The sequence below is a fragment of the Gammaproteobacteria bacterium genome (assembly GCA_015709615.1).
In the GTDB taxonomy this organism is placed as follows: domain Bacteria; phylum Pseudomonadota; class Gammaproteobacteria; order Burkholderiales; family Nitrosomonadaceae; genus Nitrosomonas.
Window position 1 is genome coordinate 490,210 of sequence record CP054179.1, and the last position, 15,683, is coordinate 505,892.

General features: G+C 53.5%; 12 protein-coding genes. 6 read left to right on the forward strand and 6 right to left on the reverse strand.

Features of this window, described 5'->3' with window-relative positions; translation table 11 throughout:
* The first annotated feature begins 45 nt into the window (after window positions 1–45).
* From HRU77_02435 to HRU77_02445, 3 genes are all read left to right on the forward strand, one after another.
* Complete coding sequence (locus HRU77_02435; protein ID QOJ19657.1) at window positions 46–2,244, forward strand: endonuclease/exonuclease/phosphatase family protein; 2,199 nt, start codon at window positions 46–48, stop codon at window positions 2,242–2,244.
* A 210-nt stretch (window positions 2,245–2,454) separates the two neighbouring features.
* Window positions 2,455–3,267 (forward strand): transposase family protein, encoded by an 813-nt coding sequence (locus HRU77_02440; protein QOJ19658.1) that lies wholly within the window; start codon window positions 2,455–2,457, stop codon window positions 3,265–3,267.
* A 196-nt stretch (window positions 3,268–3,463) separates the two neighbouring features.
* Window positions 3,464–4,081: a glutathione S-transferase family protein gene (locus HRU77_02445; GenBank protein QOJ19659.1), complete on the forward strand. Its 618-nt coding sequence runs from the start codon at window positions 3,464–3,466 to the stop codon at window positions 4,079–4,081.
* A 131-nt stretch (window positions 4,082–4,212) separates the two neighbouring features.
* On the opposite strand, the gene HRU77_02450 is transcribed toward HRU77_02445, so the two are convergent.
* The 3 genes from HRU77_02450 to HRU77_02460 form a co-directional block, all read right to left on the reverse strand.
* Window positions 4,213–4,698, reverse strand: a complete 486-nt coding sequence (locus HRU77_02450; protein ID QOJ19660.1) for a VOC family protein — start codon at window positions 4,696–4,698, stop codon at window positions 4,213–4,215.
* A gap of 129 nt (window positions 4,699–4,827) precedes the next feature.
* Window positions 4,828–5,013 carry a hypothetical protein gene (locus HRU77_02455; protein QOJ19661.1) on the reverse strand — a complete coding sequence of 62 codons (186 nt, stop codon included), beginning with the start codon at window positions 5,011–5,013 and terminating at the stop codon, window positions 4,828–4,830.
* Window positions 4,989–5,480: a hypothetical protein gene (locus HRU77_02460; protein QOJ19662.1), complete on the reverse strand. Its 492-nt coding sequence runs from the start codon at window positions 5,478–5,480 to the stop codon at window positions 4,989–4,991. Before HRU77_02460 ends, HRU77_02455 begins: the two co-directional genes overlap by 25 nt.
* A 338-nt stretch (window positions 5,481–5,818) precedes the next feature.
* On the opposite strand from HRU77_02460, the gene HRU77_02465 reads away from it, so the two are divergent.
* From HRU77_02465 to HRU77_02475, 3 genes are all read left to right on the forward strand, one after another.
* Window positions 5,819–7,423, forward strand: a complete 1,605-nt coding sequence (locus HRU77_02465) for an ABC-F family ATPase (GenBank protein QOJ19663.1) — start codon at window positions 5,819–5,821, stop codon at window positions 7,421–7,423.
* 174 nt (window positions 7,424–7,597) lie between these two features.
* Complete coding sequence (locus HRU77_02470) at window positions 7,598–7,822, forward strand: hypothetical protein (protein QOJ19664.1); 225 nt, start codon at window positions 7,598–7,600, stop codon at window positions 7,820–7,822.
* Window positions 7,812–8,234 carry a PIN domain-containing protein gene (locus HRU77_02475; protein ID QOJ19665.1) on the forward strand — a complete coding sequence of 141 codons (423 nt, stop codon included), beginning with the start codon at window positions 7,812–7,814 and terminating at the stop codon, window positions 8,232–8,234. The genes HRU77_02470 and HRU77_02475 overlap by 11 nt, the downstream gene beginning before the upstream one ends.
* A gap of 108 nt (window positions 8,235–8,342) precedes the next feature.
* Here the strand turns inward: HRU77_02475 and HRU77_02480 are convergent, their stop codons facing one another.
* Genes HRU77_02480 through purL form a run of 3 tightly spaced genes read right to left on the reverse strand, consistent with a single transcriptional unit; the run spans window position 8,343 to window position 15,658 of the window.
* Entirely contained in the window at window positions 8,343–10,382 is a 2,040-nt protein-coding gene (locus HRU77_02480) for a M1 family peptidase (GenBank protein ID QOJ19666.1), read from the reverse strand.
* A 21-nt stretch (window positions 10,383–10,403) separates the two neighbouring features.
* The gene (locus HRU77_02485; GenBank protein ID QOJ19667.1) at window positions 10,404–11,633 is read right to left on the reverse strand and encodes a ChaN family lipoprotein; all 1,230 of its coding nucleotides are present in this window, start codon (window positions 11,631–11,633) and stop codon (window positions 10,404–10,406) included.
* Window positions 11,634–11,674: 41 nt separating this feature from the next.
* The gene (purL, locus tag HRU77_02490; GenBank protein QOJ19668.1) at window positions 11,675–15,658 is read right to left on the reverse strand and encodes a phosphoribosylformylglycinamidine synthase; all 3,984 of its coding nucleotides are present in this window, start codon (window positions 15,656–15,658) and stop codon (window positions 11,675–11,677) included.
* Window positions 15,659–15,683: the final 25 nt, after the last annotated feature.

The following is a 15,683-nucleotide window of genomic DNA, read 5'->3' on the forward strand; positions in this document are numbered from 1 at the left end:
ATCGTTGCGCTACTCTATCAATCATCCAACTAAAAGGCTCCCATCATGCGAAATATCAGAATCCTGACCATGAACATCCAAGCGCAAGCCTGGCCCGCAGGTCCCCATAGCGACGCCGAGTGGCGCGCGAAAGCGGCGGTCAAAGCGCTCGATCCCGGTAATTTCGCGTTTGACGAGCACCCCGACGTGGTGGTGTTCAACGAAGCGGATAACGAAGATGCGAAAGAGATTCTGGAGACGGGACTCAAGGACATGTATCCACATTTCATCGTGTCGTTCAACGGCGGCAGCGGTGATTTGAACGACGGCGGGCTGGCGATATTCAGCAAATTCGAGTTTCGCGAATTGCCGCCATCGGACAATAACTTTTCCAATAATCGCAGCCGGTTTTATCCTTATATCAGCGGTCTTTTTTACCCGATGAGCGCGAGCGATGATGGCTTGGCGGAAAAAGGCGTAGCCATTGTGCAGATCAGCACCGGCTTGCACTTTGAGGTCGTGACCATTGCCTTGACGCACTTACAGGCGTTTTACGACGAAGTCGGCGAACACCACACCATCCGCTTGCGGCAACTGAAAGTCATCGAAGGCGCGTTGATCGAACTCATCGGCGCGCCGGAAGACAACGCCAATTGGGATAAAGTCATCGTGCTGGGTGATTTGAACATCCGTGGCGATACGCCGCCCTACTCTACCGATGGCCACGGCGAGTGGACCAACGTGTTTATCAACAACGGCGGCCCGTACAACAACGCCTCGCAAGGCATTCCCTTCCGGCAAAACCAACTGATTTTCACCGGACAACTGGTCGACGGCTGGCGCACCTTCATGACGCCGCCGGGCGCTTTCATGGAAGCCGATCCAGGCTTGACCAACACCAATCTGAAAGCAGGCGAGCATTTGCCGGCGGGATTGAAAGAACGGCTGGATTACATCTGCTTTCCGAAACAACGTACCGATGCAATCGGAGAAACGCCGCGCCGCCTGGTTGCGCAGCACATGCGGATTCTACCGTCCAATTTCTCAGCGCTGGATTTGACGTTTGAAAGAATCCAAAGCGACCATCGCGGCATTTTGGCGCAAGTACATTGGCAATTTAAGTACAACACCCCCAACCAAGCCAAACTGCAAGGCGATTTTGTGCATTTCCAAGCACCGGATTCACTGGTCAAAGTCAATATCGCCAACGACCTGAAGATTCCTTCCCCCGGCGTGTTTCAATGGATCTACATCCGCGAACCGGGCACCTACACGTTCACTTACTCACCCAATCTCGAAGCTGCGTTTTATTTTGAGAACGCTATGTCGACCAAGATCGATCCGTACAATCGAGTCAAATGGACAGAATTGGGACTCGACAACGACTGGCTGAACAGTCTGCAACATGAATTCCAGCTTTCCGAAACAGGCGATCAGGTCGACGTGCACCGGCCAATGTTCATCCGCCTGAAAGCCGTTGAAAGAGAGGATCAATTCACCGGCAATATTGCTTTTTCCTTCATCAAGCACACCGGCGAGAACCGCTTTTTGGCCATCGGCCTGCAACCGAACGACATTCCCAAAGACCCGCGGCTACCGGTCGGCCAGAAAAACGGCAAAAATGACGAATGCTGGTTCCGCGCACCGCTGGCCGAGCAACTATTGAGCGGCAATCCTTACCGGGTGGAGTTTTACATTCAAAACGATTTTGCACGTAAAATCCGCCTCAGTCTGTTCGAAGGCATCGCCGCCCCCGCGCCGTTTGAGCAAGTCACCAATGAAGACAAGCTCACCTTGATCGGCTACGACCGCGCCGCCGATATCCAGGATGTTTACATGTTGCTGGAACGCAGCCAGACAACGGATTTCGAATTCCTCGCCGGTTACCGCTACAGCATTTCCTACCTGAATCACCTGGAAATCTACAGCATTGAAGACCAAAGCGGCCTCGGCGCGGACGAAATCCACCTCACCATGACCGCCGACGACATGGCCACCAACTTCCTCGACTTCACCGACGAAGATTTCGACGATGACGAACGACGGATGCTCAACTCTTATTACCCGAAAAACACCGCATTTAGCAACCGGCTCAACATCACCGTGTTTGAACTGGATAGTGGCGATGACGACGACGGCCCGTTCACCGCCACGATTCCGGCGTTGAAAAAAGGTGAAAATACCCGGGAATCGTCGCTCATCATCGAAGCGGAAGGTGCGGAGTATCAGATCAGTTACAAACTGAGCCGGAATCCGAACAGGTGAAGGTAGAATGCGATTATCTTTTTGGCGGCTTGTTTTCAGCTTGTAGGACGGATACCTGAAGGGTGATCTGCCGAATCAAAACTAGCGCTCCATGTCATCCAATGACATTATCATTCTGGGGGTACACTTTCATTCCGGAACGCTTTCAGCTTCTGCCCTAAGCTGTAAGAATTTCTAGCGTTGTTTACAGTATTCAGGAGAATACTGTAGATGAACATACACAAACGCACTCGTTTAACATTATTGGATCGTCAGGAAATCTGGCGGCTGTATCAAACCCGGCTGTGGAAGGTAGTTCAGCTGGCAGAATACTTTCACGTCAGCCGGCCAACGATTTATGACGTACTGAAACGAGCCAGACTCCAGGAATTTACTCCGCGTAGCAGTACCAATCAGCGCTTCAAGACACTGCAGTATGGCCTCAAACGTTTGGCTAAAGTAGAGCAAACCATCCAGGAACGTCTCAAGCGTGAAGCGAAGCGCTATAACAAATCTTATCCGGGCGAGCTCGTTCACCTCGATACCAAGCGGCTTCCATTATTGAAAGGACAGTCTGCCAATGAACCTCGCGAGTACCTGTTTGTGGCCATCGATGATTTCTCCAGGGAATTATATGCCGATATCTTCCCCGATAAAACTCAATACAGCGCCGCTTGCTTTCTCATCGCTACTGTTGCCCAATGTCCTTATCAAATCGATTGCACTTATTCCGATAACGGCACGGAATTTAAAGGAACTGACGATCATGCTTTTGTCAAAGCTTGCAGGCAACACGGTATCGGTCAGAAGTTTACTCGTGTCAATCGTCCTCAAACCAACGGGAAAGCTGAGCGCGTGATCCGCACGCTCATGGACATGTGGCACAACAAATTCTGTTTTAAAGACACTGCTGACCGACGTATTCAACTTGTCCGTTTCATTAACTTCTACAACACCGTCAAACCCCATAAGAGTTTGTATAACGCAACCCCTTATGAAATACTCAACGCTTATTTCAATCAACCTCTCTGTAAACAACCCTGAGATTTCTTACACCTTATTCTTTATAGAACTGTCATCACAAGCAGGTATTAGATTGATTCACCAAAATTCTTCACTCGCAAAGCATACCGCTCAACTACCGTTTCGTGTAATCAAACCTCGAACCAATGGATCAACACCCACCATAACAACCCCACTAAAATGCAATAATGCTTCCGTTATGCAATAAGATGAAAAGATGATTACTTTATATGGCATTGAATGGTCACGCGCGAAATATGCCTTGTTCACGCTGGCGGAACTGGGCCTGGATTTCCAGCATGTCCGGATCAATCCATTCGAGAAAGAGAAATACGCGCCCGAGTATTTAAAGCTGAATCCGCTGGCGCAGGTCCCCACGCTGGTCGATGGCGATCTGGTGCTGACCGAAGCCATCGCGATCAATTTTTATCTGTCGAGAAAGTACGGCGCGGGGAAGCTATGGGCGGATCGGCTGGAAGACGAAGCGCAGATCTACAAATGGAGCCTGTTTGCGGTCACTCAAATGGAAACTGCCTGTGTGGATCTTATTCTGCACCGGAAAGTTCTCGATGCGAAAGTTAGAAATCCGGACATCGTCCAGGCGGCTGAAAAGAAACTGATGAAACCGCTTGAAGTATTGAACAACCATCTCGCCGGTAAAGATTTTCTGGCGGCCAATAAATTTACCGTCGCGGATATCAATATGGCCGGTGTTTTGTCCTATGCGCTGGGTGGCGGATTTGATTTTTCGCCCTATCACGAGGTGGCGCGGTATTTGGACGCGATTTTATCGAGACCGGCGTACAAAAAAGCAGGAATTATCCCCCACACCTAATGCCATCCTAACCTACCTTGCTGGTTCTGATGACATGTGTTAATTCATGACTTGGTACCTCTTGGTTGCGGGCGGAACGCTTACAGCTTCCGCCTTACGCGGCTTAATTGAATTGTCAGATCGCTCACCTCTCAACCGCGAAATGCCGCTTCGATTGCGGCAATGTCGATTTTCTTCATCGTCATCATCGCGTCGAATGCCCGTTTGGCAGCTACGCGGTCAGGATTAGTGAATGCTTTCGTCAGGGCAACCGGCGTAATCTGCCAGGAAATACCCCACTTGTCCTTGCACCAACCGCAATCGCTCTCCTGCCCGCCGTTACCGACGATAGCGTTCCAATAGCGATCCGTTTCACTTTGATCTTCGGTCGCTACCTGAAACGAAAATGCTTCGTTGTGCGTGAACGCAGGCCCGCCATTGAGTCCAAGGCATGGGATGCCCATGACGGTGAACTCGACCGTCAATACATCGCCTTCTTTGCCCGACGGATAATCCCCGGGTGCGCGATGCACTGTACCGACTGACGAATCGGGAAATGTCTCGGCATAAAATCGCGCAGCATTCTCGGCATCGTTGTCGTACCAGAGGCAGATCGTGTTCTTTGCAATCTGGGTCATGTTGTATCTCCTTTGCGTATAGAGATTACAAGGTTCCACACGCTTCAATGTGTTTCGCATTGCGGTCAACACCTGAATTAAGCCGCACCGCAAAGCGGCGTCGGCTTGAATGAATTGTTAAGCGGCACCCTATTGCCTAGTCATATTCGAGCTGTGATAAACCTGAATCTTAGGTTCTCCTGGATTGCTGGAGCGCTCGAAAAGCAAGAAAACTCCGTCCATCCCTTGATAGTCGGACGACATGCTCATCAGCTTCCAACCTTCTGATTCCCAGTGAGCGACAACCGTTGTCATCGCTTCTCGTGTTTGCTCCATCCCACGCTCATACACTGTATTGATGAGGAGTTCATAGAGCTAGGTCGCGCAGTTTCTTGTGAGGCAACTAATCGATCAATCTTAGCCCCTTCCTGCGATAAGATTTTTCCCAGCTCTTGGACGTGAGCATTTATGTTGTTCACTGTTTCGTTTAGATCACGTCCAGCCACGCGCGCGTTATCTCCAAAATTTGCTCCTAAAGCGTCTACATGAGAGTCGCTGGATTGTGTATTGCCTGAATCGGTCTTTGCACCAAAAAGATATCCAGCAATAGTGCCAAGAATGCCCATCGCTGCTGTTAGATTATCTGATTTTGCAATTGCTAACAGTGTTGCTAGGACTGCGATTAGCACCAAGCCAACAGCTCTCAAGTTGAGAGGGCCAAAACCGTCCTTCATCTTCCAAAAGACACCAATGAGCGTCCCGGTACCCAAGACTGCGATGATCCAAAGCGCTTGATAATCCATACGATCCCCCTATGTCTGTTGTGTTGCCTAACTACAATTAGGCATCCAAAATGATGTGATATATTACGTCAAGTATAATAGTTAAACATGCAAAATCCATTTTATCTCATTATTTCTTATGTAATTTCCATTGCTTTAAGTTTCACAGCAAAATAGCGCTGGAAGGTATTAGATTCACACACAAAAATTCCATACCTGCAATGCATAACCTCCAATCGCCATTTCGTACAATGGATCGCCAAATCTGTTGATCACCCCCACCATAACCCAGCAATTCCACTCAAAAACGTTTAGAATGTGCGCCCCTTTCTAGTAACCATCATCCGCAGGTACCCGTTTTGATTACAACCGCCAATATCACCATGCAATTCGGCGCCAAGCCGCTGTTTGAGAACGTTTCGGTTAAATTCGGCGGGGGTAACCGCTATGGGTTGATCGGCGCGAATGGTTGCGGCAAGTCGACGTTCATGAAAATTCTCGGCGGGGATCTGGAGCCGACCGCCGGTAATGTTTCGGTCGACAGCGGCGAGCGGGTGGGCAAGTTGCGCCAGGATCAATTCGCGTTTGAAGATTGTCTGGTGATCGATACGGTGATGATGGGGCACGCGGATTTATGGCGCATCAAGCAGGAACGCGACGCCATTTACGCCAACCCGGAGGCTACTGAGGACGATTATATGCACGCAGCGGAGTTGGAGTCGCAATTCGCCGAGCTGGATGGTTATTCGGCGGAAGCGCGCGCCGGGGAATTGCTGCTCGGCGTCGGCATTCCGTCTTCCCAGCATCAGGGATTGATGAGCGCCATCGCGCCGGGTTATAAATTGCGCGTGTTACTGGCGCAGGCGTTGTTTTCCAATCCCGACATCCTGCTGCTGGACGAGCCTACCAATAACCTCGACATCAATACCATCCGCTGGCTGGAGGATGTGATCAACGCCAGCAAGAACACCATTATCATCATTTCGCACGACCGGCACTTTTTGAACAGCGTGTGCACGCACATGGCCGATCTGGATTACGGCGAACTACGTATTTATCCTGGCAATTACGACGATTACATGACCGCTTCGACCCAGGCGCGCGAACGCATGCTGGCCGACAATGCGAAGAAAAAAGCGCAGATCGCCGACTTGCAGTCGTTTGTCAGCCGTTTTTCCGCGAATGCGTCGAAAGCCCGGCAAGCTACCAGCCGCGCACGGCAAATCGAGAAAATCAAGCTGGAAGACGTCAAACCGTCCAGCCGCCAGTATCCGTTCATCCGCTTTGAATTTCACGATAAGGAAAAATTGCATCGCCTGGCCGTTTCCCTTCAGGCCATTGGCAAGACTTTCCCCGGCATGGACAGACCGTTGTTCAAGGATTTGAGTTTGAACATCGAAGCGGGCGAGAAAGTCGCCATCATCGGCCCGAACGGCATCGGCAAGACCACGCTGCTGCGCTGCCTGGCGGGCGATCTCGCGCCGGATTCCGGCGAAATCAAATGGACCGACAAGGCCAACCCCGGTTACTTCCCGCAAGACCACGCAGCCGATTTTGCGCAAGAACTGTCATTGATGGAATGGATGGATCAGTGGCGGCGAGGCAGCGATGACGATCAAACGATTCGCGGTACGCTGGGCCGATTATTATTCTCTGGTGACGACACCAAAAAATCCACGAAAGTCATTTCCGGCGGAGAACAAGGCCGCATGCTGTTCGGCAAGCTGATCCTGCAAAAACCGAACGTGCTGCTGATGGACGAACCGACCAATCACCTCGATATGGAATCGATCGAATCGCTGAACAGCGCGCTGGAACGGTATACCGGCACGCTGATTTTCATCTCCCACGACCGCGAATTTGTCTCCTCACTGGCCACGCGCATTCTGGAAATGACGCCGGACGGCATCAACGACTTCAAAGGGAATTACGAGGATTATTTGCGTTCGCAGGGAATTGAGTGAGGGAAGGTAATCATCAGCAATACTGAGTTTTCTTGACTCGCCGCTTCACTCCGGTTGCTGCGGGAAAATAGTGTTCCATCTAAACCGCCACACTTGATGATCGGACTCCTCTCTTCGCGAGATAATTAGTGTACACTACGACCGTGTACACAATACCGACAGAGGACGCAACCAATGAAAAATATTACATTAAGCGCCGATGATAAATTGATCGAAGCCGCCCGTGAGCGCGCACGTGCCGAGCAAACCACACTGAACGAACAATTCCGCCGCTGGCTGGCGGATTATGTACGGCAAGAACAGCAAACCGAATCCGCCATGACATTGATCGAGGAATTACGTGGACAAGTGCGCACGGGCGGCCGCAAATTCACGCGGGATGACATGAATGAGCGGTGAATTTATCGATACGAACGTTTTTATCTACCTGTTCGACGAAACCGATGCGCGCAAACGCGGAATTGCGGAGCGATTGGTCCGGAATGCGCTGGAAACACGCAGTGCCTGTATCAGCCATCAAGTTGTTCAAGAAACGCTCAACGTTGTAACGCGAAAACTACCTTTCCCCATGAGCCCGGAAAATGCTCAGCGTTTTCTGCAACAAATTCTGACGCCCTTATGGCGCGTCATGCCCAGTCCGGCGCTTTACCAACGCGGCCTTGACCTGCAAGCACGCTATAGCTTCAGTTTTTACGATGCTTTGATTGTTGCCGCAGCCTTTGAATCCGGCAGCACACGTTTGTACACGGAAGATTTGCAGCACGGCCAGCAAATCGACGGGCTGTTGATTGAGAATCCTTTTGTCGACTGAGTCAGAAAGAAATTATTGCGAAGAATCTTACTGAATTTTTTGAAACCGGTTACACACCACCGTGGGCAGCGAGAATAACCGGCATACAATGATAGGAACTTAGTTCTATCACTCAACAGCCACCTTCTGTACCTGCATCGGCCAAACCCCTTTGTCAATCGCCTGCCGGCCGTCAAATATCAGATAACTTTGCCGTCCGTAATGCGGCAGCGGGCGGATCAGTGCTTCGAGCGAAGCGGCGTCTTGCGCGGAAATGATGGCGAGCGATACGCCCTCACTACGTGTCACTGTCCAGACTTGCGCACTGCCCTTTTTGCCGGTTTCATCCGGCCGGGCCGGGAGCTGCTTAGCAGCAAGCCAGGCATCGACTTCCGCTTGCAGACCGATCACCAGAGTCGGTGCGGCGGGAAGCGGATCGTCCGGTGCGATTGTTTCAAGTTTGCGGTCTTGTAGTTTGGCAGCGAGGGTTTCGGCAATTTTGCGGGCCTCGGCTTGAGCGGACAATAAAACCGTTTGCGTGGCGGCGTTGACCATCACTTCGCGCAGAATCGGCGGCGCTTCGCCGGACGCCAATTGCCGGAATAGGCGCAGATCGGGATCAAGCGAAACGGCCAGCGGTTTGTGCGCCAGCTTCAGCGTGAACGTTTGCTGCGCTTGCTGCAAATCCAGCCGGTGAACGGCGCTACCCTGCTGCGTTTCGATTGCGACCGGCACTTGCAGTTGATACGCCGGTTCGGCTTGTTTCAGCGTAATCGATAATTGATAGCCGGAATCCGCCGCGCTATTTTTCACCTCGGCAATTTCAATCGCGGGCGCGCCACTGCGAGTTAGCCATTGCGCAAAAAAAGGCTCCAGCGATTGGCCGGAAACCAATTCAAAAATTTTTTGCACTTCTTTCCATGAGGTAATCTGGAAACGCCGGGTGGCCCACAGCCCCTGCAAAGCGCGTTGAAAAATCGCTTCACCCAGATGATCGCGCAGCATGAAGAAAAACATCGCGGCTTTGTTGTAACCGACGATTTTCGATGCGCCGTGCGTGCGCGAGGTAAACGCCGTCAGCGGCGCATCCTGACCCGGTTGCAACGCGGCAAAGTCACGCAGCCAGCCGAGGCGCATTTCACGCGCGGCCGTTTCGCTTTCCTGTTCCTTATAGGCGTAATCGGCCATGAACGTGGTCAGCCCTTCGGACCAGTTGCCGCTTTTGTAATCCGGATACACGCCGTTGCCCCACCAATTGTGCAGCACTTCATGTCCGAGCGATGTGCTGCGGATAAACGGCAGTTGCAAAACATCGACACCGAGATAAGTCAGCGTCGGCATGCCGAAGCCGGTCGGCGTGGGGCTGGATACCACGCTGAATTCGCTGTATGGATATTCGCCGATTTCGGATTCGTACCGGTCCAGATAACCTTTCACGGCATCGAGATAATCCTTCGACAATTGGCTGATTTGCGGATGAAAATAGGTGCGCAATTGCACTGGCTTCTGCTTGATATTGTGATGCATCAACGTGTCGATCGCATACGGCCCGGCCATTAAATCGATGCCTTCGGCCGGTTGAGAAAATTCAAACGTCGCCCGGTAACCTTGTTCCGAATCGCTTTCTTCGATGAGCCGGCCCGCCACCAAACCTTTCTGCCCGGTCGGCAGCTCGATGCTGACTTTATAGCGCGCCATTTGTCCGGCAATGCGCGGATACCAATCCGAGCTATCTGGCAGGAACGTGCCTCCCACGCCGCTCACCGCCACCGGTCTGGCCAATGTCTGGCGATGGTCGAGCGCGGTATCCAGCGGTGCCAGTACACCTTTCCACTGAATCAGAAACTGGATTTGCTGGCGGAAATGAAACGGAATGTTCCAAATATGCGGCTGATTGCTTTGTTCGCGTCCGATGCCCAGCGGGCCGTCATTGAATTCCGCTTGCGTCACTTCATACCCGGCTCCCAGCAGCAATTGCAGTTCGCGCGGCCTATGCACGGTAACGAGGCTTTTTCCTTCCAATGTGCGATTCGCCGGGTCGATTTTGACCGTGATGTCGTATTCGACATCGTTCATCTTGAACGGCACGGGCGCGGATATTGCGGGTGCTGCAATAAAACAGACGAAAAAAACAAAAAAACAATTGCGGATAAACGTAGCGGGAATCATGATTTCATCACAAAATATCAATTAATGCTTTGCTGCCGGAAATTTGGCGATAACCTGCATTTCCTGGTCGTCACGCTTAACTTTCATCGGCAACCAGGTTCCCGGCGCTTGGCGTTTCACGATGGTGGTCACATCTTCCAGTGTTTTAACCGGCACACCGGCCATTTCCAGAATCACATCGGAATCCTGCAACTTGGCGGCCTCGGCGATACTGTTTTTTTCCACTTGCAAAATGACCGCGCCACCCCTGCCCATCTCGTAGCGGATACCGAGACGCTGGAATTGCGGACGGTAAGATTCGGAAACATGCGGCAACACGCCGAACACCGCGTCGGCCACACCGGCAACCAGATTTTTGCAGGATTTATCGCTATCCCAAGGCAGTAATGCGGCGACAGACTTGATGCCCAAATCGTGCAATTGATGCGTCACGCCAAAACCGTGCAGCACATGGCCCGTGCCCATGACACCGACCACCAGTGGTTTTTCCGCAGCCGTTGAACGCGTTAGCGCTTGCTGCAGAATTTGCGCCATGGCGCGATCCCACAATTGCTGTCCGCCAATAAAGCGGCGGAAATCCGGATCGTCCTGCGTGGTTTCATTGTCTTTTTTATGTTTGCGGTCGTGTTGTTTATAAATCGGCAGCAAATAATCGACATACGCCTGACTGGGTTCCGCTGGGCGCGTCAAGCCTTCGCGTTCCTCTACCGGCACGCCGTAAAATCCCTTCTCCGCCACCTGGCGGCGCAGGTTCGCTTCGATATTCAACGCCAGCATCGGAATGCGATTCATGCGGGCGAAATGAAACAACGGCAAATACAAATTGGCGTCGGTATTCCATACGTGATCCCACTCCGCCGCACGCAAAAATTCCTTTTCGCTCAATTCACCGGCAATCCACTTATCCAGTGCAGGTTGCACGCGACGCGGAAACATTTCAAAACCGATCACCATGTTCGGGCGCTGCGCGTGCAAAGCCGCCAGCGTCTGCAATTGCCAGCGGTGATGATCGGCATTGATGTGCGTTTCACCGAGCAGCACCACCGACGCCTTGGCGGCGCGCGCGATCACTTCCTGCTGCGAGGCCTTGCCGGAACCGGGAACGATCCAGTCCCCCAGTGGCACGCAATTAGCCGGAGCCGGTTTTTTCGCCGGAGTAATCACCGCACCAGCGGGATTCATCGCCAGACTCATGAGCACAGCAACCACACACATCAAGCTATTACGCCGGGTTATTTTGCAATTTGTCATATTTTTCATTCTTCTCAGTGTGAAATTGATTACAACGAACGTTACCCTACCCACTTGCGTGCGTTGCGGAAAAGCCGCATCCACGGGCCGTCTTCCGCCTTGTCCGAGCGTGTGTCCGGGTGCCACGAGTGTTGCGCCACACGAAATACCCGTTCCGGATGCGGCATCAACACGTTGAAACGCCCGTCCGGTGTCGTCAATCCGGTTATCCCCCGAATCGAACCGTTCGGGTTATACGGATAGTTTTCAGTGATCCGGCCGTGATTGTCGACATAACGCAGCGTTACCAGGCTGCCGGCTCTTTCCGCATGACCGGGAGAAAACTCCACTTTGCCCTCGCCGTGCGCCACCGTGATCGGCATCCGGCTGCCCGCCATACCGTCGAACAACAGCGACGGACTTGACTGCACTTCCACCATGACAAAACGCGCCTCGAATTGTTCCGACACATTGCGTTTAAATCGCGGCCAATGTTCGGCTCCCGGAATAATCTCATGCAGATTGCTCATCATCTGGCAACCGTTGCACACGCCCAGCGCAAAGGTATCGCCGCGCTCAAAAAACGCTGCAAACTCATCGCGTGCGCGCGGATTGAACAGAATCGATTTGGCCCAGCCTTCGCCGGCGCCGAGCACGTCGCCGTAAGAAAAACCGCCGCACGCGACAAACCCGGTGAAATCTCTCAGTGACAACCGTCCGGCGATGATGTCGCTCATGTGCACGTCAACCGCGCTAAAACCGGCGCGATCGAATGCCGCCGCCATCTCGACATGGCCGTTGACACCTTGCTCGCGCAACACCGCCAGGCGCGGATGCACACCGGTTTGGATGAACGGCGCGGCAACGTCGTCGCCGGCGTCGTAACTCAATGCAATCTGCAAACCGGGATCGGCGCTGTCGAGCAGCCGATCGAATTCCTGCTGCGCGCACGCCGGATTGTCACGCAGCTTCTGCATGTGATACGTAGTTTCCGACCAGGCGCGCTGCAAATCGGCGCGTTTTTCCGCCAGGATCGGCTTATTGTTGCGCATCACGCGGATTTCATCGGATGAATTCGGGTAACCGATGATAAAACTGCAATCGCGCAATCCCGCGTCCGCCAGTACTTGCATGACTTCCCGGCGCTGCGCGGCGGCAATTTGAATGACCGCGCCCAATTCCTCGTTAAACAGCACGGCGAGGATGCGTTCGAGAAAATGTCCGCCCAGCCGCTCGGGTTGCAATTCCGATCCGTCGATATCGCTGTATTGCGCATCGAAACACAATTGATCCAGATTAATCGTCAAGCCGGTATGCCCGGCAAACGCCATTTCGCATAGCGTCGCCAGCAGGCCGCCGTCGGAACGGTCGTGATACGCGAGCAATCGATTCGTCGCGTTGAGCTGCTGAATCGCGTCGAAGAAATTGCGTAATTGTTGTGCACCGGTTTGACCGCCGATGTCCGGTGCGGTATTGCCGACTTGTTTGTATACCTGCGCCAGCGCCGAACCGCCCAACCGGTTGCATCCTTGGCCCAGGTCGATCAGGATCAACTCAGTATCGCCGCAACCGGTGCGCAACTGCGGTGTCAAGGTTTTGCGCACATTGGTCACGGTGGCGAACGACGAAATAATCAGCGACAGCGGCGCGGACACTTCCTTGCGCGTGCCCGCTTCTTCCCATGCTGTTTTCATCGACATCGAATCCTTGCCGACCGGGATGCTGATGCCCAGTTGCGGACATAATTCCATGCCGACGGCATGCACTGCGTCGTACAAACCGGCGTCTTCGCCCGGATGACCGGCCGCCGCCATCCAGTTGGCGGATAATTTGATTTTTTCAATGCTGCCGATCGCCGCCGCGGCGATATTGGTGATCGCCTCACCCACCGCCATGCGCGCCGCGGCTTTTGGATCGATCAACGCCAGCGGCGTGCGCTCGCCAATGGCAAACGCTTCACCCAGCACCGTCTGGTACCCCATGCAAGTCACCGCGACATCGGCGACCGGAATCTGCCACGGCCCAACCATTTGATCGCGCGCCGACAAACCACCGACGCTACGATCACCGATGGCAATCAGGAAAGTCTTGTCAGCCACTGCGGGTAAGCGCAAAACGCGGTAAACCGCGTCCGCTAAATCGATGTCGTCCCAATCGAGCGGCGGCAATATCCGGTTTCCATGCGCCACGTCGCGTGTCATTTTCGGCGGCTTGCCGAGCAGCACCGGTAAAGGCATATCGACCGGCGGCAGCGGCGATTGCGCATCGGTTACTTGCAGTTGCTCGTCATTTGTCGCTTCGCCGACGACAGCGAAAGGACAACGTTCGCGCTCGCAAATGCTGCGGAACAACGCCAGCGATTCCGGTCTGATCGCCAGCACGTAACGTTCCTGTGCTTCGTTGCTCCAGATCTGCATCGGCGACATGCTGGTTTCCTCGGACGGCACCGCGCGTAAATCAAAGCGCCCGCCGCGGCCGGAGTCGTGCACCAGCTCCGGAAACGCATTCGACAAACCGCCCGCGCCAACGTCATGAATGAACAAAATCGGATTATCCTCGCCGCTGCGCTGCAACTGCCAGCAGCGGTCGATCACTTCCTGCGCGCGCCGCTGCATTTCCGGATTGCCGCGCTGCACCGAATCGAAATCCAGCGCTTCGGTATTGGCACCGGTATCCATGCTGGAAGCCGCGCCGCCGCCCAGACCGATCAACAGACCGGGGCCGCCCAATTGGACCAGCAACGCACCCGGCGGGAATTTTTCCTTGCGCACATGCGCATCCGAAATCTGCCCGACACCGCCCGCCAGCATGACCGGTTTGTGATATCCGCGCATTTCCCCGCCAACACGCTCTTCAAAGGTACGAAAATAACCCGCCAAGTTAGGGCGGCCGAATTCGTTGTTGAACGCCGCGCCGCCGATCGGACCTTCGAGCATGATTTGCAACGCCGATGCGATGCGTCCGGGTTTGCCGTAACGGGCTTGACCGTCGTGCTCGGCTTCCCACGGTTGCGCGAAATCCGGAATATTCAAATTGGACACGGAAAAACCGCACAACCCGGCTTTCGGCTTCGCACCGCGACCGGTTGCACCTTCATCGCGAATCTCGCCGCCGACACCGGTCGCCGCTCCTGGAAACGGCGAGATCGCGGTCGGATGATTGTGTGTTTCAACTTTCATCAACATGTGCGTTTTTTCCAGAGCGTAACCATACTCTTGCCCGTTGCCCGGATAAAAGCGGTTGATTTCCGCGCCTTCGATGACGCTGGCGTTATCGGCATACGCCACCAGCGTGCCTTGCGGATGCGTTTGATGCGTGTTGCGGATCATGGCAAACAGCGACTTGTCCTGCGGTTTGCCGTCGATGATCCAATCGGCGTTGAAAATTTTATGGCGGCAATGCTCGGAATTGGCTTGTGCGAACATCATCAGCTCAACGTCAGTCGGATTGCGCGCCATTTTCTGGAAGTGTTGCGCCAAATATTCGATTTCATCCGCCGACAGCGCCAGTCCCATGCTTTGATTGGCTTGCCGCAATGCATCGATGCCGCCGCCGAGCACATCGACAGTACTAAGCGGTTGCGGCGGAAAATGCTGAAACAGCTTCTCGGCATCGGCAAACGATGCAAACACCGCTTCGGTCATGCGATCGTGCAGCAACGGCCTTAACCGCGTTTTATCTTCGACGGATAAGGGTGATGCGCATTGAATGTAAAACGCGATACCGCGTTCGATGCGCTCGACCGCCGCCAGGCCGCAGTGCTGCGCAATATCGGTGGCTTTGCTGGACCACGGCGAAATGGTGCCGGGGCGCGGCAACACCAAAAAGAACTCACCGAGATGCTGCGCATTTTCCTGCGCGGGATCGTGATTGAGCAGTCTGCGCAGCGCATTAAACTCTTCGTCTTGTAGAGTGCGGGTCACCTGGCAGAAATGCCAGTATTCCGTTTCAATCGCCGTGACCGGCAGGTTCAGTGCGTTAATTTCCTTGCGTAATTTTTCCAGACGAAACGGCGAAAGCGCGTGTCCACCACAAAATTGAAGCATCGTAGGTTGTGCAGTGCGAAGATTA

What these genes read in the sequence shown, in the direction of transcription:
- HRU77_02470 (QOJ19664.1), top strand. Translation starts at nt 7,598, where the DNA reads ATGAAAAATATTACATTAAGCGCCGATGATAAATTGATCGAAGCCGCC.
- HRU77_02480 (QOJ19666.1), bottom strand. Translation starts at nt 10,382, where the DNA reads ATGATTCCCGCTACGTTTATCCGCAATTGTTTTTTTGTTTTTTTCGTC.
- HRU77_02460 (QOJ19662.1), bottom strand. Translation starts at nt 5,480, where the DNA reads ATGGATTATCAAGCGCTTTGGATCATCGCAGTCTTGGGTACCGGGACG.
- HRU77_02435 (QOJ19657.1), top strand. Translation starts at nt 46, where the DNA reads ATGCGAAATATCAGAATCCTGACCATGAACATCCAAGCGCAAGCCTGG.
- HRU77_02455 (QOJ19661.1), bottom strand. Translation starts at nt 5,013, where the DNA reads ATGGAGCAAACACGAGAAGCGATGACAACGGTTGTCGCTCACTGGGAA.
- HRU77_02475 (QOJ19665.1), top strand. Translation starts at nt 7,812, where the DNA reads ATGAGCGGTGAATTTATCGATACGAACGTTTTTATCTACCTGTTCGAC.
- HRU77_02445 (QOJ19659.1), top strand. Translation starts at nt 3,464, where the DNA reads ATGATTACTTTATATGGCATTGAATGGTCACGCGCGAAATATGCCTTG.
- purL (QOJ19668.1), bottom strand. Translation starts at nt 15,658, where the DNA reads ATGCTTCAATTTTGTGGTGGACACGCGCTTTCGCCGTTTCGTCTGGAA.
- HRU77_02440 (QOJ19658.1), top strand. Translation starts at nt 2,455, where the DNA reads ATGAACATACACAAACGCACTCGTTTAACATTATTGGATCGTCAGGAA.
- HRU77_02485 (QOJ19667.1), bottom strand. Translation starts at nt 11,633, where the DNA reads ATGACAAATTGCAAAATAACCCGGCGTAATAGCTTGATGTGTGTGGTT.
- HRU77_02450 (QOJ19660.1), bottom strand. Translation starts at nt 4,698, where the DNA reads ATGACCCAGATTGCAAAGAACACGATCTGCCTCTGGTACGACAACGAT.